The sequence below is a fragment of the Microbacterium sp. UBA1612 genome (assembly GCF_002321605.1).
Taxonomy (GTDB): domain Bacteria; phylum Actinomycetota; class Actinomycetes; order Actinomycetales; family Microbacteriaceae; genus Microbacterium; species Microbacterium luteum.
This window is the reverse complement of sequence record NZ_DCMW01000006.1, coordinates 70,907-87,321: the sequence shown is the minus strand read 5'-3', so window position 1 is coordinate 87,321 and position 16,415 is coordinate 70,907. Positions and strand designations below refer to the sequence as shown.

16 protein-coding genes are annotated in these 16,415 nt (G+C 70.9%); 8 read left to right on the top strand and 8 right to left on the bottom strand.

Translation table 11 applies throughout. The annotated features are described in order from the left end of the window. Window positions 1–104: 104 nt before the first annotated feature. Both B3S45_RS03585 and B3S45_RS03580 read right to left on the bottom strand, forming a co-directional pair. Complete coding sequence (locus B3S45_RS03585; RefSeq protein ID WP_194384265.1) at window positions 105–686, bottom strand: hypothetical protein; 582 nt, start codon at window positions 684–686, stop codon at window positions 105–107. Window positions 687–740: 54 nt separating this feature from the next. Then, window positions 741–1,256 (bottom strand): adenine phosphoribosyltransferase, encoded by a 516-nt coding sequence (locus B3S45_RS03580; protein ID WP_071044278.1) that lies wholly within the window; start codon window positions 1,254–1,256, stop codon window positions 741–743. A 41-nt stretch (window positions 1,257–1,297) separates the two neighbouring features. Between B3S45_RS03580 and B3S45_RS03575 the strand changes: the two genes are divergently transcribed. Beyond that, window positions 1,298–2,086: a maleylpyruvate isomerase N-terminal domain-containing protein gene (locus tag B3S45_RS03575; protein WP_194384264.1), complete on the top strand. Its 789-nt coding sequence runs from the start codon at window positions 1,298–1,300 to the stop codon at window positions 2,084–2,086. A 233-nt stretch (window positions 2,087–2,319) separates the two neighbouring features. Here B3S45_RS03575 and hpxO read toward each other — a convergent pair whose 3' ends face one another. After that, on the bottom strand, window positions 2,320–3,498 hold the full coding sequence (hpxO, locus tag B3S45_RS03570; RefSeq protein WP_194384263.1) for an FAD-dependent urate hydroxylase HpxO: 1,179 nt from the start codon (window positions 3,496–3,498) through the stop codon (window positions 2,320–2,322). Between the two features lie 93 nt (window positions 3,499–3,591). Here hpxO and B3S45_RS03565 point away from each other — a divergent pair, with 93 nt between their 5' ends. From B3S45_RS03565 to sufU, 4 genes are all read left to right on the top strand, one after another. After that, a complete protein-coding gene (locus B3S45_RS03565; protein ID WP_228480883.1) occupies window positions 3,592–5,244 on the top strand; it encodes a glycoside hydrolase family 13 protein in 1,653 nt (550 codons plus the stop codon). A gap of 140 nt (window positions 5,245–5,384) precedes the next feature. Continuing rightward, on the top strand, window positions 5,385–6,638 hold the full coding sequence (locus B3S45_RS03560) for an amidohydrolase (RefSeq protein WP_286717436.1): 1,254 nt from the start codon (window positions 5,385–5,387) through the stop codon (window positions 6,636–6,638). A gap of 230 nt (window positions 6,639–6,868) precedes the next feature. Beyond that, the gene (locus tag B3S45_RS03555; RefSeq protein ID WP_286717434.1) at window positions 6,869–8,179 is read left to right on the top strand and encodes a SufS family cysteine desulfurase; all 1,311 of its coding nucleotides are present in this window, start codon (window positions 6,869–6,871) and stop codon (window positions 8,177–8,179) included. Then, window positions 8,179–8,646 (top strand): Fe-S cluster assembly sulfur transfer protein SufU, encoded by a 468-nt coding sequence (sufU, locus tag B3S45_RS03550; RefSeq protein WP_286717432.1) that lies wholly within the window; start codon window positions 8,179–8,181, stop codon window positions 8,644–8,646. Before B3S45_RS03555 ends, sufU begins: the two co-directional genes overlap by 1 nt. 43 nt (window positions 8,647–8,689) lie before the next feature. Here the strand turns inward: sufU and B3S45_RS03545 are convergent, their stop codons facing one another. From B3S45_RS03545 to B3S45_RS03525, 5 genes are all read right to left on the bottom strand, one after another. After that, window positions 8,690–9,478 (bottom strand): ABC transporter permease subunit, encoded by a 789-nt coding sequence (locus B3S45_RS03545; RefSeq protein WP_286717430.1) that lies wholly within the window; start codon window positions 9,476–9,478, stop codon window positions 8,690–8,692. Continuing rightward, complete coding sequence (locus B3S45_RS03540) at window positions 9,475–10,425, bottom strand: ABC transporter ATP-binding protein (protein ID WP_286717429.1); 951 nt, start codon at window positions 10,423–10,425, stop codon at window positions 9,475–9,477. Before B3S45_RS03540 ends, B3S45_RS03545 begins: the two co-directional genes overlap by 4 nt. Window positions 10,426–10,463: 38 nt before the next feature. Beyond that, the gene (locus B3S45_RS03535; protein ID WP_194384256.1) at window positions 10,464–11,363 is read right to left on the bottom strand and encodes a TerC family protein; all 900 of its coding nucleotides are present in this window, start codon (window positions 11,361–11,363) and stop codon (window positions 10,464–10,466) included. A 63-nt stretch (window positions 11,364–11,426) separates the two neighbouring features. Beyond that, entirely contained in the window at window positions 11,427–12,407 is a 981-nt protein-coding gene (locus B3S45_RS03530; RefSeq protein ID WP_286717426.1) for an SRPBCC family protein, read from the bottom strand. Window positions 12,408–12,417: 10 nt separating this feature from the next. Continuing rightward, a complete protein-coding gene (locus tag B3S45_RS03525) occupies window positions 12,418–12,801 on the bottom strand; it encodes an ArsR/SmtB family transcription factor (RefSeq protein ID WP_071044267.1) in 384 nt (127 codons plus the stop codon). Window positions 12,802–13,137: 336 nt separating this feature from the next. Between B3S45_RS03525 and purL the strand changes: the two genes are divergently transcribed. The 3 genes from purL to B3S45_RS03510 are packed head-to-tail and all read left to right on the top strand — an operon-like array spanning window position 13,138 to window position 16,402. Continuing rightward, the gene (purL, locus tag B3S45_RS03520; RefSeq protein WP_071044266.1) at window positions 13,138–15,483 is read left to right on the top strand and encodes a phosphoribosylformylglycinamidine synthase subunit PurL; all 2,346 of its coding nucleotides are present in this window, start codon (window positions 13,138–13,140) and stop codon (window positions 15,481–15,483) included. An 8-nt stretch (window positions 15,484–15,491) separates the two neighbouring features. Beyond that, on the top strand, window positions 15,492–15,626 hold the full coding sequence (locus B3S45_RS03515) for a hypothetical protein (RefSeq protein ID WP_272872942.1): 135 nt from the start codon (window positions 15,492–15,494) through the stop codon (window positions 15,624–15,626). Between the two features lie 56 nt (window positions 15,627–15,682). Then, a complete protein-coding gene (locus B3S45_RS03510) occupies window positions 15,683–16,402 on the top strand; it encodes a hypothetical protein (RefSeq protein ID WP_286717423.1) in 720 nt (239 codons plus the stop codon). Window positions 16,403–16,415: the final 13 nt, after the last annotated feature.

Below are 16,415 nucleotides of genomic sequence, written 5' to 3'. Positions count from 1 at the left end.
GAGATCCTGCGGGCTCGTGCCGCATCCATCGATCTGGATCGGCTCGCCGCCGCAGATCTCCTGTGTTGTTCGCACGCAGCCGCGACTGCCGTCGGCCGGGCGGCTCAGGGGATCCAGTACCCCACGGCGCAGAGAACCCGTGTCTCTTCGTCGGCATCGGCGGGCGGATCGATCGCGGGCGGGAAGACACCCCACTGACGCCATTCATCGGCATGCACCACGACGTGCTCGTTCAGGCCGGCGAGCAGCTCCGGCGAGAGGTGGAAGTCGATCCCGAGCTTCTTCGCGATCAGCCAGGCCTGGAACGCACGATAGGTGGCCAGGTGAGCGAATCCCTCGGCGGCGGGATAGTCCCCGTACTGGAACCGGAAGACGGCGTCGTCGGCTACCCCGGCTCGCACCGCCTCACCGGCGGTGTCGTTGAGCGCGTCGTAGGCGGCCACCGGGTCGCCACCGAACAGGTCGGCCTCACGGAACTCGTCGCCCTCGGCGATCGACCGACCGGCGAGCACGCCGGGAATCCACGCTTCGTCGTAGGCGTGGGCGAAGAGGATGTCGCGGTAGGTGGGGTCGGGTGTGCTCGTCCACTCGGACGGCGCGGGGCGATCGAGGTCGGCGACGTCGATCCGGTCGATGACGCTGCGCAGAGCGGCATCGGAGGCGAGGAACAGCTCATCGGCTCTCATGACGCTCACCGTAGCGCCGACCTCCCACACGCTCCACCGCTGCCGCGGAGGCGATCAGGCCGTGAAGACGGTGTGCACGTCGCCGGCGACCGCGCGCCCGCCGAGCGCCTCGAGCTCGAGCAGCACGGCGCTGCCGATCACCTCGGCGCCGAGCTCGGCGAGCAGTCGATGGCTCGCGCGCAGCGTGCCGCCGGTGGCGAGCACGTCATCCAGCACGAGCACGCGCGATCCGGCGGGGATGTCGTCCGACGCCTCGACCGCCGCCTCGCCGTATTCGAGGGCGTAGGAGACGGATGCGGCCGGCCGCGGCAGCTTGCCGGCCTTGCGGATCGGCACCATCCCGGTGCCGGTCGCGACGGCGGCGGCACCGGCAAGCAGGAATCCGCGCGCTTCGATTCCGGCCACGACGTCGAAGCCTCCGCGGAAGGGCTCGACGAGCGCTTCGACGCAGACGCGGAACGCCGCTGCGTCGGCGAGCAGCGGAGCGATGTCACGGAAGAGGACGCCGGGTTCGGGGAAGTCCGGGACGACGGCGATGAGCTGCTCGGCGCGGGCGAGGTCTGCGTGCACCCGGCAACACTACCGGGCGGACGCCCTGCCAGGATGGACGCATGACCGCCTCCGACACGCGCGCGCCGCTCGGAACGGCGCCCGCCTCAGGAGCGTTCGCCGGCGCGATCCGCAGCCTGTCCGACCGGTTCGCCGCCGAAACCGCGCAGCTCGATCCGGACCATCCGATCGACTCCGACGCATGGCCGACCGTCGGCGCGATGGTCGATCACCTCGGCCAGATCCAGCGCTGGGCGACGGAGGTCGTGCGCACCGGCGCATCCGTCGACCGTGCCCCGTTCGCGCGGCCTGCCGACCGCGAGCGCATCGCCTGGTTCGTCGAGGGATCGTCGGCGCTGGCCACCGAGCTCGAGTCGCGCGACGCGTCGGACGAGTGCTGGGCCTTCGTTCCCAGCGGCACGGTCGGCTTCTGGGCGCGCCGGCAGGCGCACGAAGCGCGCAAGCACCTGTGGGACATCCGCACCGCATCCGTCGCCGTGCCCGAGATGCCCGACGCCGGCGGGCACGAGATGGCCGCCGACATCGTCGACGAGCTCTACGCCGTCTTCCTCGCACGCGCCGTTCGCGGCGGTCTCGCGCCCCTGCCGACCCCGCTCGAACTCGTGCCCGTCGACGCGGCCGTGGCGTGGCATCTCGCGCCGGACTGGACCGTGCGGCGCACGACGGATGCTGCCGCAGACCCTGCCGCGACGGTCGTGACGGCCACCCTGGGCGACATCGCACTCTTCGCGTGGGATCGCGCGGTGCCGGAAGACATGCCCGACCGGTTCGCCGTCACCGGGTCCCTCGCGACCGTCGCCGCCTACCGTGACGCTCCCGTGCATCCCTGATGCCCAACGCGCGCATCCACACCCGCGCCCGGCTCACTTGTCACCGGATGTCGGATAGCCGCCCCGTGACGACACCTCGCGGCAACCGAACGCCCGCATCCACACCCGCGCCCGGCTCACTTGTCACCGGATGTCGGACAGCCGCCCCGTGACGACACCTCGCGGCAACCGAACGCCCGCCTCCACACCCGTGCCGCCCGCCGGCCGCGCCGCACCGCCCCTTCGGCGGCGGGTCAGAGGGTGCCGACGCCGAGGTTGACAGGGCTGTCCTCGATGTTGCCGACGATGCCGCGGATGATGCCCGCCCCGTCGGCGCCGCGCAGGCTCTCGTACCACGCCTCGGTCGCCGCCGGATCGAACGCGTGGGTCTCGTGGGCGCGCTTGCGGGCGCGTTCCACCAGCTCGCCGGCGCGCGCCGCGCGGGACTTCTCGTAGCGCTTGAGGGTGTCTTCGACCGAAATGGTGTTGGTGGCGACCGCGGTCGCGAGGGCGAACGAGTCCTCCAGCGCCGAGCACGCCCCCTGCCCGATGTCGGGCGAGGTGTTGTGGGCTGCGTCGCCGAGGATCGCCACGCGCCCCTTCACCCACGTGTGGAACGGCGCGATGTCCCAGATCTCGACGCGGTTGAGGGAAGCATCCGGATCGATCGAGTCCAGCAGCGCCTGCACGCCCGGCGCCCACGAGCCGAACGCCTCGCGCAGCGGCGCGACCCCGTCGGCGCGGTCGTAGGGAAGCCCCGCCGGCTGCGGGATGTCGACGAAGAAGTAGAAGCGATCGTCGGCGACGGGCATGACGGCGCACCGCTTTCCCTCCGCGACGTAGGTCGTCCACTGGTTCACCGGGCCGATCGCCTCGTTCGCCGGCACGAGTCCGTTGAAGTTCGTGTAGCCGGAGTACTCCCGCTCGATGCCGCCGCCGGTGACGTAGTCGCGCACGAAGGAGCGCGCGCCGTCGGCGCCGATCACCATGTCGGCGGTGTCGGTCGACCCGTCGGCGAAGGTGACCGTCACGATCTCGCCGTCGTCCTCGATGGCCGTGGCCGTGCTCGAGAGGTGGATGCGGTGCATCCCGAACGTCTCCATGAGCAGTCCCTGCAGGTCGGCTCGGGCGACCGGGTACGGCCGCTGCCCCGTGAGGGTCGTCACCGGCTCGAGCGAGAAGCGGCACATGACCTCGCCGGAGACGCCCTCGTAGTACGCCATGTCATCCATGCGGCCGCCGAGCGCGGCGACCTCCTCGGCCAGGCCGAGCCAGTTGAGCACCTTGACCCCGTTCGACCACAGCGACAGGGCCGCTCCCACCGGCTTGTTCTCGCGCATCTTGTCGTAGATGACGACGTCGTGCCCGAGGCGCTGCAGCGCGATGCCCGCGCTGGCGCCGCCGATTCCGGCGCCGATGATCAGGATCTTCATGTGGTGAACATTAGGAGGCGCGTGTCACGGGCCTGTTACACGGGGGCTTCGGGAGCGGATCGGCGGATGACCGCGGCCATTACACTGGCGCGCATGACGGAATCCCCTCGCTCCGGCACCGAATGGTGGCGCACGGCGGTCATCTACCAGATCTATCCGCGCTCGTTCGCGGACACGTCCGGTGACGGCATCGGCGACCTGCGGGGCGTCACCGAGCACCTCGACGACCTGGCCGCCCTCGGAGTGGATGCGCTGTGGCTGAGCCCGTTCCAGACCTCCCCGCAGAAGGACGCCGGCTACGACGTCGCCGACTATTGCGATGTGGATCCGATCTTCGGCACGCTCGCCGATTTCGACGAGATGCTCGCCGGCGCGCACGCGCGCGGCATCCGCATCATCGTCGACCTGGTTCCCAATCACTCCTCCGACCAGCACGCCTGGTTCCAGCAGGCTCTCGCCGCCGCTCCCGGAAGCCGCGAGCGCGCGCGCTACATGTTCCGCGACGGCCGGGGCGACGACGGATCGGTGCCGCCGAACAACTGGGAGTCCGTCTTCGGCGGCCCGGCATGGTCGCGCATCACCGAGGCCGACGGCACGGCCGGGCAGTGGTACCTGCACCTGTTCGACGCGTCGCAGCCCGACTTCGACTGGTCCAACCCCGAGGTGCAGGAGATGTTCCGCGGGGTGCTGCGGTTCTGGCTCGACCGCGGCGTCGACGGATTCCGGGTGGATGTGGCCCACGGCCTGGTCAAGGCGGACGGCCTGCCCGACTACACGCCGCCGGAGGACGCCGCGTCGATGGGTGGCGAAGAGGCCGACGTGCCGTACTGGGGTCAGCCGGGCGTGCACGAGATCTGGCGCGACTGGCGCCGCGTGATGGAGGAGTACGACGGCGACCGCGCCCTGTGCGCTGAGGCCTGGATGCCCGGACCCGACATCACCGCGCTGTGGGTGCGCTCGGACGAGATGCACCAGGCGTTCAACTTCCCGTACCTCGAGACGGCGTGGCGCGCCGCTGATCTGCGCGAGGTCATCACCGACTCCCTCCGCGCCTTCGGCGGCGTCGGTGCGCCGGCCACGTGGGTGCTGTCGAACCATGACGTCGTGCGGCACGCATCCCGTCTCGCCCTCACCGCCGAGAACCCCCAGGGCGCCGGCATCGGGCCGAAGAGCAAGGGCAAGCCCGACCCGGTCGTGGGCCTGCGCCGTGCCCGGGCCGCCACCACCCTGATGTTCGCGCTGCCGGGCTCCGCCTACGTCTACCAGGGCGAGGAGCTGGGCCTGCCGGAGGTCATCGACCTGCCGGATGAGGCGCGTCAGGATCCGACCTGGTTCCGCACGGGCGGCGAGCGCTACGGCCGCGACGGCTGCCGTGTGCCCATCCCGTGGGTCTCGGATGCCCCCGCCTACGGTTTCAGTCCCGAGGGCGCGTCGTGGCTGCCGCAGCCGGCGGAGTTCGCCGGCTTCGCTCGCGACGTGCAGGAGGACGATCCGGATTCGACCCTGTGGCTGTACCGCACCCTTCTCGCCGAGCGGCGCGAGCGTGCGCTCGGCGCCGGGGAGCTGGAGTGGCTCGACGGGTTCGGCGACGACGTCATGGCGTTCCGGAACGGCGGGCTGACCGTGGTCGCGAACACGGGCACGGATGCGGTGACCCTGCCGTCGGGTGTCGTGGTGGCACAGAGCGGCCCCCTCGCCGGCGACACCCTGCCCGCAGACACCGCCGTGTGGCTCGCCGACGCGTAGGGCGCTTCGCCGACCCGCCCCTTTCTCGCCGAGCCACCCCCATCCACACCGGAGGAACGGGCCGGCTCGACGCGAAGGGGGTGGCTCGAGGCGAGGGAGCGAGCCGCGACGGGTGTGAGGTGACGACGTAGGCTCGGGACATGGCCTCCGACCTCGACACCCGCACCGACCTCGAACGCCTGTACATCGATCTGCACCGCCACCCGGAACTGTCCTTCCAGGAGACGCGCACCGCCGGGGTCATCGCCCGCGAGCTCGACGCGCTCGGGATCGAGTACGAGGAGGGCGTCGGCAAGACCGGCATCGTCGGGGTGATCCGAAATCCCGGCGAGACGGGTGAGGCCGGGCCCACGGTGTGGCTGCGCGCCGACACCGACGCCCTGCCGGTGGAGGAGCGCACGGGACTCGACTACGCGAGCACCGCGCGCGGCACCGATCCGCAGGGCACCGATGTTCCGGTCATGCACGCCTGCGGCCACGACATGCACGTCAGCGCGATGCTCGGCGCCCTGCGCCGGCTCGTCGCGACCAGGAGCGAGTGGGTCGGCACCGTCGTGGTCGTCTTCCAGCCCGCCGAGGAGTACGGCGCCGGCGCGAAGGCGATGATCGCCGACGGCGTGCTGGATCGGTATCCGCGACCGGATGTGGTGCTCGGCCAGCACGTCACACCGTTGCCCGCCGGCACGATCGGCGTGCGCAGCGGCACGCAGATGGCCGCCTCCGATGGCCTGCGCGTGACGCTCTTCGGGCGCGGTGGGCACGGATCGCGCCCGCACGCCACGGTCGACCCGATCGTCATGGCCGCGGCCACGGTCATGCGGCTGCAGACGATCGTCTCGCGCGAGGTCGACCCGCGGGATGTCGCGGTCGTCACCGTGGGTGCGCTGCACGCGGGTCTGAAGAACAACATCATCCCGGCCGAGGCCGTGCTCGAGCTCAGCCTGCGCTACCCCGACGACGAAGCGCGGGAGCGCGTGATGGAGAAGGTGGAGCGCATCGTGCGGGCCGAGGCGGCGGCATCCGGAGCCGAGCAGGCACCCTCGATCGTCATCGACCACACGCTGCCGCCGACCGTGAACGACGCCGGCGCCACGGAGCGCCTCAGCGCCGCTTTCGACCGCCACTTCGGTGAGGGAACGGTCGTCGACCCGGGCATGTTCACCGGCAGCGAGGACGTGTCGTGGTTCGCCCGCGAGTCCGGCGCACCCCTGGTCTACTGGTTCTGGGGCGGCATCGACGCCGACGCCTATGCGGCCGCCATCGCGGCGGACACGGTGGAGCGCGACATCCCGACGAACCACTCCCCGTTCTTCGCCCCGGTGCTGCAGCCGACGCTCGACAACGGCGTGGCGAACGTCGTGGTCGCCGCCCGCGAATTCCTGGCCGCCCGCTGACCCGCCCCGGCCCGGCGCGGCGCCCCGCGCGCCCCGGCCCGGCCCGACCCGGCCTGGCCCGCCGCTCAGCCCCGGCCCGCCGCTCAGCCCCAGCCCGGCATCCCCGAAGGTCGGAGAATCAAGCCGATGTCGGAGGATTTCACACCGATCCTCCGACATCGACGCGATTCTCCGACGAACGCGGCCGGCGCCCAGCGACCACGGATGCTGCGCGGCGTAGCCTGGATGGTGTGAACTCCCACGCCCTCTCGTCCGGCGGCGCACCCGCGGCTGCCGGGGCGCTCGACGCCGCCGCGCTCCGCGCCGACTTCCCGCTGCTGGCGGACCGCGCGAGTGATGAACCGCTGATCTACCTCGACTCGGCGGCGACCGCGCAGCGACCCCGGGCGGTCATCGACGCCGAGGTCGACTACATCGTGCGGGCGAACGCGGCCGTGCACCGGGGTGCGCACACGCTCGCCGCCGACGCGACGGAGCTGTTCGAGGATGCGCGCGCCACGGTCGCCGGATTCGTCGGCGCCGACGCCGATCAGCTCGTCTGGACCTCCGGCGCGACCGCCGGCATCAACCTCGTCGCGTACGCGATCGGCAATGCCACCGCCGGCCGCGGCGCTCCCGCGAGCGCCCGGTTCGCGCTGCGACCCGGCGACGAGATCGTCGTGACCGAGAGCGAGCACCACGCGAACCTCATTCCGTGGCAGGAGCTCGCGGCCCGCACCGGAGCGCTGCTGCGCCACATCCGAGTGCACGACGACGGCACGCTCGACCTCGACGCGGCTGCCGAGATCATCGGCGCACGGACGCGGGTCGTGGCCTTCCCGCACGTGTCGAACGTGCTCGGCATCGTCAACCCGGTCGACCGGGTCGTCGCCCTGGCGCGAGAGGTCGGCGCTCTGACACTGATGGATGCCTGCCAGTCGGCGCCGCATCTCGCCCTCGACCTGCCGGCGTCTGGCGTGGACCTCGCCGTCTTCTCGGGCCATAAGATGCTCGGCCCGAACGCGATCGGCGGCCTCTACGGCCGCGCGGACGTGCTCGAGGCGCTGCCGCCTTTCCTCACCGGCGGTTCGATGATCACGACCGTCACGCTCGACGAGGCGGACTACCTGCCCGCGCCGCAGCGCTTCGAGGCGGGCACGCAGCCGGTGTCGCAGGCCGTGGGGCTCGCCGCCGCCGTGCGCTACCTCGAGAACGTCGGCATGCCCGCGGTCCACGCGCACGAAGCGCGCCTGGAGCGACGGATGCGCGACGGACTCCGCGAGATCCCCGGCATCCGCCTGCTCGGCGACGCCGACGGCACAGAGCGCGTGGCGTTGGCCGCGTTCGACGTCGAGGGCGTGCACGCGCACGACGCGGGGCAGTTCCTGGATGCGCGCGGCATCGCCGTGCGCGTCGGACACCACTGCGCCGCGCCGCTGCACCGGCGCTTCGGCATGACCGCATCGGTGCGGGCGAGCGCCACCCTGTACACCACCGACGCCGACATCGATGCCTTCCTCGACGCCGTCGCCGGCATCCGCCCGTTCTTCGGGGAGGTCTGATGAGTCTCGAATCCCTCTACCAGGAGCTGATCCTGGACCACTCCAAGCGCCCGAAGGGCAAGGGGATCGCCGAGGCGACCGAGCGGTCGGCGATCTCGCACCAGCGCAACCCGATCTGCGGCGACGAAGTGACGCTGCAGGTGCGGCTCACCGACGACGGCGCGGGAATCCGCGACATCACCTGGGACGGCGCTGGCTGCTCCATCTCCCAGGCGTCGGCGTCGATGCTCGTCGCGCTCGTCGATGAGGAGCGCGACCTCGCCGACGGTGCCCCGATGCCGGTCGGCGACGCCCACGTCCTCATCGAGAAGTTCCGTGAGGCGCTGCGCTCGCGCGGCGCCATCCCGCTCGACGAGGAGACCTTCGGCGACGCCGCGGCGTTGTCGGGGGTGTCGAAGTACACCGCACGCGTCAAGTGCGCGATGCTCGCGTGGGTCGCCCTCGAAGACACCCTCGCCCGCGCCTGAACCTCACCCGCGCCTGAGCCGTGCCGGCACCGCACCCGCCGGGTCAGCCGAGGATGTCGCGCCGTCGCAGCGCGAACGTCGCGACGGCGACGAAGGCCAGCGCGAAGCCCCACAGGAGCGCAAGGCCGGGCGCATCGAACCCGTTCCCGAGCGGCGACTGCCCGTATGCCCAGAAGAAGGGCGAGAAGCGCTCGAGGTCGGCGAGGTCCTCGCTGTTGTTCGCGACGGCCTGCACGACGAACGACGCCGCGGCCACTCCCGCTCCGGCGCCGATCGCCCACGACCGCGCGCCGGTGATCGCGCCGGCGGCGAGCGCGACCGCGGCGAAGAGGAAGCCGAGCCCGGTCCACGCCGCCACCTCGGCGACGATCCGTCCCACCTCGAGATCGAGCTGCGACGGTTCGTTCAGCACCAGCAGCGTCGCGAGCACCACGGCGCCGACCACGAGCACGCGCACCAGCACGGCCGCGGCGCTCTCCAGCGCGTACTGCACCCGACCGACGCCGTGGGCGATGGTGAGCTCGAGGCGACCCGACTCCTCCGCACCGGCGATGACGGATGCGCCCCACGACACCGCGGCCACGGCCATGAGCGCGAAGCCGACGAGGCCGAAGAAGGTCGCCTGGGTGTATCCGGCGCCGGAGGTGATGTCGTCGTAGCCGAGGGTGCGGACGAGCTCCGGCGGCAGGCTGTCGAGCATTCCGGCGAGCTCGGGGGTCTGCATCGACGGGAAGAGGGGCAGGTACACCGCCATCACGACGATCATCCCGGCGCACCACCCGGCAGTTCCGCGCCACCCGTCGACGAGCCAGCGGCGGAGGATCGGGATCATGCCGCACCGCCCGAGCCGCCGCGCGCGGCGTCGCCGTTCGCCCTGCGTCCGTACAGGTCGAGCACGGACTCCTCGAGGTCCGGTTCCTCGACGGTGAGTTCGCGCACCGTGAAGCGCGCGAGCGCCTTGACGACGGGGTCGATGTCGCCGCGCGCCGTGGCGGCGAGGTGGATGTCGCTCCCCACCGCTCGCACAGCCATGTCCTCCACGCCGGTCGGCGCGAGCGCGTCGCGCACGGATTCGGCGGCGCCCTCGACGATGGCTCGGATGCGCCGCACACTCGCGATGCGAAGCGACGCGACATCCCCTTCGGCGACGAGCCGCCCGTCGGCGAGCACCGCGACGTCATCGGCGGCCTGCTGGATCTCGCTCAGCACGTGGGAGCTGAGGAGCACCGTCTGGCCCGCGTCGCACGCCTCGCGCACCATGGCGAGGAACTCGCGCTGGATGAGCGGGTCGAGGCCGCTGGTCGGCTCGTCGAGCACGAGGAGCTCGGGCCGGTGCATGAAGGCCTGCACGAGCCCGAGCTTCTGCTTGTTGCCCTTGGAGAGGGTGCGCACCGGGCGGGTGAGGTCCAGACCCAGGCGCTCCGCGAGGGATTCGATCATGCCCGGTTCGACCGGCCCGCTGATCTCGGCGAGGTGGCGCAGGAGCGCGCCGCCCTTCACGCGTCCTTCCAGGCGCAGCTCTCCCGGCACGAATCCGATGCGTCGTCGCAGCGCCGCGCCGCCGGCACGCGGCGACTGCCCGAGCACAGTGATCTCGCCGTCGGTGGGCCGGATCACATCCAGCAGCAGCCGCAGGGTCGTCGTCTTGCCCGCGCCGTTGGGGCCGATGAGGCCGAAGACCGATCCTCTCGCGACGGTCAGATCCAGGCCGTGCAGCGCGATGTGCGCACCGTAGGCCTTGCGCAGGCCGCGGGTGTGGATCGCCGTCGCATCCGCCATGCCCGCACCTTACTCCTCGGCGCGTGCCGGCGGTGGGATCAGCCCAGGCCGGTGCGGTGCTCCTCGGGGTCGGATGCGCCGGCGACGGGCTTGCCCGACAGACCCACCGATCCGGATGCCGGGTTCTTCGACAGCGCGGCTCCGACGGCGACCGATTCGTCGACGTCGACATAGCGGGGGCGCAGCTGCACGGCGTGCGGCGTCTTCTGCTCGCGCTTGGCCTTGCGCGAGCTGTAGGCCAGGTTCAGCACCTCGACGAAGATCGCGAACGCCATCGGGCCGTAGATGAAGGCCTTGTCGATGTGGAAGCCGAAGCCTTCCGCGACGAGGAACGCACCGATCAGCAGCAGGAATGACAGGGCGAGCATCTTCACCGTCGGATGGTTGTTCACGAACGCGAAGATGAACCGGGCGGCGAAGAGCATGATGCCGAACGAGAGCACCACGACCGTGATGATGATCACGAGGTTCTCGGTCATCCCGACCGCGGTGATCACCGAGTCGAGCGAGAAGACGATGTCCAGCAGCAGGATCTGCGCGATGACGGAGCCGAAGGTGACGGTGGCGACCTTGCCGCCCGCACCGTGCTCGTCTTCGGCCCCCTCGAGCTTGTGGTGGATCTCGGTCACGGCCTTGTAGACGAGGAAGAGACCCCCGGCGATGAGGATGATGTCCTTCCACGAGAAGCCCATGCCGAAGAGGGTGAAGACCTCCTCGGTCAACGTGATGATCCATCCCGCGAAGAGCACCAGCACCACGCGGATCAGCATCGCCAGCGTAAGGCCCAGGTTGCGTGCGCGGGCCTGCTGCTCCTGCGGGAGCTTCGAAGCGAGGATGGAGATGAAGATGACGTTGTCGACCCCGAGCACGACCTCGAGCACGAACAGCGTCAGGAAGACGGCGATGAGGTCCGGGGTGAAGTCGAACGAGAAGTCCACGCCGCCATCGTAGGCGACGAGCCCCGGGGAAGACCGGAGCCCGTCGCGTTGCCTGCGCGCTGGTCAGGCGGAGATGAGCTCGCGTTCGAGGCGGGCGTAGCTGGCCTCCATGCCGTCGGTCATTCCGGTGGCGAGAACCATGTCACGGGTCTCCTTGTCGGGGTACTCGATCAGCGTGGTGGTGAGCGTTGCGCCGTCCTCCTCATAGAGGGAGAGGTCGTTCGTCGTCGACGGGAAGTCGGTGCCTGTCATGTGCTCGGTCGTGACCGAACGGCGGGGGGCCTCGCTCACGAGCGTCTCACCGTCGAAGCCGAACGGCTCACCCTCGGTGCCCTCCAGCGGCTCCCACGCGTAGCGGTAGCGTCCGCCGACGGCCGGGTCGATCTCGCAGACCGACATGCGCCAGCCGTCCGGGCCCAGCAGCCACTGCTTCATGAGTTCGGGCTCGGTGTGCGCACGCCACACCAGCTCGCGCGGGCCGTCGATGAGGCGGGTGATGCGCACGTGCGTGTCGGTGAGGATCTCGGTGCGGGTCCCCTTGCCCTGCGCGTACTCGCGCAGCCCCTGCAGCACGGTGTCCAGCTGGTTCATCGCGAGCGTCGAGCCCTCGACCGCGCCCATGGCGACGACCTGCTCGAGCGCCTCGACCGAGGGATAGTGGCTCACACTGGTCAGGCGCGATCCGGCGTCGGTCGCCTCGAAGGTGAACACCATCCTCCCGGTGGGCATGTCGGCGTTCACGACGCCGTGCTCGTCGGCGAAGGAGTCGAGCACGGTGAACGAGGATCCGTCGTCGATCTGCACGAACTCCCAGACGCCGCCGAAGCGCTCGCCCTTCGGGGAGGTCATGACGTACGACGCACGGCCGCCGGGCGCGAAGTCGAATTCGCGGAAGGTGGAGGGGTAGCCCGGAGGGCCCCAGAAGCGCTCGAGCTGAGCCGGTTCGGTGAACGCTCGCCAAAGCCTGTCGACGGGGGCGGCGAACTCGCCCACGAGGGTCATGGTGAGAGCTTCTGGATCGCTGGTGACGGCGGTGACGGGCATGGCGTGCTCCTCAGATGGTGGATGCCGGTGGCGGCGTGGGTGTGGATGACGGCGGGGTTTCGGGCTCGGCCAGGAGCGCGTCGAGGCGGTCGATGCGGGCACGCCAGATCTCTTCGTAGCGGGCCAGCAGAGCGCGAGCGCGGGCGATCATGGCCGGATCCGCGCGCACGAGGCGCTCGCGTCCCTCCGCGCGCTTGATGATGAGCTGCGCGGCTTCGAGCACGGCGACGTGCTTCTGCACCGCCGCGAAGGACATGTCGTAGTCGCGCGCGAGGGCCGAGACGGAATGCTCTCCGGTGAGCGTGCGCCGCAGGATGTCGCGGCGGGTAGCCGCCGCGAGCGCCTGGAAGACGCGGTCGATCTCGTCATCGGTGAGCTCCGTTTGTGCAACCATTTGGTTGTACGTTAGCGACCGACGCTTCGCCCGTCAAGCACCAAACAGCCGGTGTCCGGTCGTTTCTCGTCCGCAGCCATCGCACCCCTCGCCGTCCGCTGTTCGCACCTACACGTGCACTTATTCAGGTTGAACGCCCAGGGGCACGCCAACCAACCCCGGAGTTCCGCAGGTTGCGACGACGCCGTCATCCGCTGGCCTGAGTACGTGTCCGGCCGCCGCAGCTTCTGACCCGCCGCCCGCCCTGCCGGGCGACGACGTGCCCGGCACCACGGGATCATCGCCGCCATCTAGGATGGGATCGTCCGGCGCCCGTGATTCCTGGAGCTCAGCCGCATGACCTCTCCTTCCGACACCTCCGCGTCGTCGCGCCCCGTCGCCGACACCGTCGAGAACGCCCAGTCGACGCCTGAGAAGGAGCAGCCCTACGGCGCGCTCGGACTCAAGCCCGACGAGTACGACCGCATCCGGGAGATCCTCGGCCGCCGCCCGACATCGGGCGAGCTGGCGATGTACTCGGTGATGTGGAGCGAGCACTGCTCCTACAAGTCGAGCAAGATCTACCTGCGCCAGTTCGGCCAGAAGGTCAGCGACCAGATGCGCGAGAAGCTCATGGTCGGCATGGGTCAGAACGCCGGCGTCGTCGACATCGGCGAGGGGTGGGCCGTGACCTTCAAGGTCGAATCGCACAACCATCCCAGCTACATCGAGCCGTTCCAGGGCGCCGCGACCGGCGTCGGCGGCATCGTGCGTGACATCATCTCGATGGGTGCGCGCCCCGTGGCCGTCATGGACCAGCTGCGGTTCGGCGCGATCGACAACCCGGACACCGCCCGCGTCGTGCACGGCGTCACGTCGGGCATCTCGTTCTACGGCAACTGCCTCGGGCTTCCGAACATCGGCGGCGAGACGGTGTTCGACCCGGTGTACCAGGGCAACCCGCTCGTGAACGCGCTCGCGGTGGGCGTCATGCGCCACGAAGACGTCAAGCTCGCCAACGCCACCGGCGCCGGCAACAAGGTCGTGCTCTTCGGCGCCCGCACCGGCGGCGACGGCATCGGCGGGGCATCCATCCTCGCCTCCGACACGTTCGCCGACGGCGGCCCGACCAAGCGGCCGGCCGTGCAGGTGGGCGACCCGTTCGCCGAGAAGGTGCTCATCGAGTGCTGCCTGGAGCTCTACCAGGGCGAGCTCGTCGAGGCGATCCAAGATCTCGGCGCCGCCGGCATCTCGTGCGCGACCAGCGAACTGGCCGCCAACGGCGGTTCGGGGATGCGCGTCGACCTCGAGAACGTGCTGTTGCGCGACCCGTCGCTCACGCCGGAGGAGATCCTCATGAGCGAGTCGCAGGAGCGCATGATGGCCATCGTCGCCCCGGAGAAGCTCGACGCGTTCCTGTCCGTCGTGGGCAAGTGGGATGTGGAGACCAGCGTGCTGGGCGAGGTCACCGGAGACGGCCGCCTGCAGATCTTCTGGCACGGCGAGCAGATCGTCGACGTCGACCCCTCGACCGTGGCCGTCGACGGCCCGGTCTACGAGCGTCCGGTCGCCTACCCGACGTGGATCGACAGCCTGCGCGAGGAGTCGGCCGCGGCCCTCCCCCGCAGCATCGACCCGGAGGTGCTGCGCGAGCAGTTCCTGACGCTCGTCGCCAGCCCGAACCTCGCCGACACGTCGTGGATCACCAACCAGTACGACTACTACGTGCTGGGCAACACCGCCCTGAGCTTCCCCGACGATGCCGGCATGATCCGCGTCGACGAGGAATCGGGCCTCGGCTTCGCGATCGCCACCGACTGCAACGGCCGGTACTGCCAGCTCGACCCCTACGAGGGCGCCAAGCTCGCCCTCGCGGAGGCGTACCGCAACGTCGCCGTCACCGGCGCGGTGCCCGCCGCCGTGACCGACTGCCTGAACTTCGGCTCGCCCGAGAACCCCGAGGTCATGTGGCAGTTCTCGCAGGCGGTCGCGGGCCTCGCCGACGGATGCCTCGAGCTCGGCATCCCCGTCACGGGCGGCAACGTGTCGTTCTACAACCAGACCGGCGACCAGCCGATCTTCCCCACCCCGGTCGTGGGCGTGATGGGCATCATCGACGACGTCGCCCGCCGCATCCCCTCGGGCTGGCAGGATGCGGGCGAGAACATCTATCTGCTCGGCGTCACCGCGACCGAGCTGAGCGGCTCGCAGTGGGCGGGAACGATCCACGGCCACCTCGGCGGCCTGCCGCCGGCGGTCGATCTGGCCGGCGAGAAGAAGCTCGCCGAGCTCATTCACGCCGCGTCGCAGCAGGGTCTCGTCTCGAGCGCCCACGACCTGTCCTCCGGCGGCCTCGCCCAGGCCCTCGCCGAGGCGACGATGCGATTCGGTGTCGGCGCCCGCGTGTGGCTGCGTGAGATCAGCGAGCGCGACGGGGTGGATGCGGCGACCGCGCTGTTCGGCGAGTCGACCGGACGCGTGATCGTGTCGGTGCCGCGCGAGGAGGACGTCAAGTTCCGAGGCCTCTGCGAGGGCCGCGGCTATCCGGTGCTGCGCATCGGCGTGACCGACGTCCCGGCCGACGGCGGGGCCGCCCTCGAGGTGCAGGATGTCTTCACCGTCGCCGTGTCCGAGCTCCGCGAGCGCTCCGCCGCGACACTTCCCGCCGCGTTCGGCGCGACGATCGCCGAACCGACCGCGTAGGAGGAACCATGTCCGACGACGACGAATACGCCGGCTACGGCGAGGCCCGCCAGCGGCGCATGAAGATCGTCGCGTGGGTGACCATCGTGTCGCTGATCCTCGTGGCCGGCGGCTCCACCATCTTCACCCTGCTGTTCGCCTGAATCCGCGGCCGTCCGGCATCCGAGCGCCGCGCTCGCCCGCTGATTAGCATGGCAGTGTGGACCTCTGGTTCGAGCTGCTCGGCGCCTGGTGGTGGGTCGCACCCACCGCGATCGGTGCGGGCGCGGCCGGGTACGGCGTCGCCACGAGCGGTCGCCGGCGGGCGCGACGGCTCGAGCTCGACGCCGCGCGCCACGAGATGTCACGTGCGTATACGGCGCTGATGTCGGCTCGAGCCGACATGCGCACCGCCCGTGCCGCGCTGCAGACCGCCCGCGCCAACCCGGGCGCCCCGGGCGCGATCAGTGTGCCGGTCGCCCGTGACGAGCTCCAGCGCGCGAAGCACGCACACCGCGTCGCGTGGATGACCCTGCGGGCCAAGCGCACCGGCGTCAAGGCCGCCCGTGCACAGCTGCGCGCGGTCTCCGCATCGCCGGGCAAGGGCGACGACACCCGCCTCCCGCTCGCGCGTCTCATGGCCCGCCACGACATGCTGACCTCGCGCTGGATGCAGTACGAGACCGACGCCGCGCGCGCCGTCGCCATCCCGCAGATGTCGGATGCGCGCCACCCCGTCACGGCGGAGTTCGTCGCCGCAGAGCACCATGCTCGGGCGCTGCGCCCCGCCGACCCTCGTGCCAGGGTCGCCCCCGAGGACTTCGTCGCCTACCGGGAGGCCGTCGCCGCCGCCGAGGCCGCGTTCCGCGTGGCCGAGCAGGATGCGTGGCGCACCGCGCGCCGCGAAGGCCCCCCGCCGGTCGAGCCACCCCGCCCGTAGCCGGCCCGGCGGC

Coding starts and splice junctions, on each gene's coding strand:
- B3S45_RS03585 (WP_194384265.1), bottom strand. CDS start 686: ATGAGAGCCGATGAGCTGTTCCTCGCCTCCGATGCCGCTCTGCGCAGC.
- B3S45_RS03575 (WP_194384264.1), top strand. CDS start 1,298: ATGACCGCCTCCGACACGCGCGCGCCGCTCGGAACGGCGCCCGCCTCA.
- hpxO (WP_194384263.1), bottom strand. CDS start 3,498: ATGAAGATCCTGATCATCGGCGCCGGAATCGGCGGCGCCAGCGCGGGC.
- B3S45_RS03565 (WP_228480883.1), top strand. CDS start 3,592: ATGACGGAATCCCCTCGCTCCGGCACCGAATGGTGGCGCACGGCGGTC.
- B3S45_RS03560 (WP_286717436.1), top strand. CDS start 5,385: ATGGCCTCCGACCTCGACACCCGCACCGACCTCGAACGCCTGTACATC.
- sufU (WP_286717432.1), top strand. CDS start 8,179: ATGAGTCTCGAATCCCTCTACCAGGAGCTGATCCTGGACCACTCCAAG.
- B3S45_RS03545 (WP_286717430.1), bottom strand. CDS start 9,478: ATGATCCCGATCCTCCGCCGCTGGCTCGTCGACGGGTGGCGCGGAACT.
- B3S45_RS03540 (WP_286717429.1), bottom strand. CDS start 10,425: ATGGCGGATGCGACGGCGATCCACACCCGCGGCCTGCGCAAGGCCTAC.
- B3S45_RS03530 (WP_286717426.1), bottom strand. CDS start 12,407: ATGCCCGTCACCGCCGTCACCAGCGATCCAGAAGCTCTCACCATGACC.
- B3S45_RS03525 (WP_071044267.1), bottom strand. CDS start 12,801: ATGGTTGCACAAACGGAGCTCACCGATGACGAGATCGACCGCGTCTTC.
- purL (WP_071044266.1), top strand. CDS start 13,138: ATGACCTCTCCTTCCGACACCTCCGCGTCGTCGCGCCCCGTCGCCGAC.
- B3S45_RS03515 (WP_272872942.1), top strand. CDS start 15,492: ATGTCCGACGACGACGAATACGCCGGCTACGGCGAGGCCCGCCAGCGG.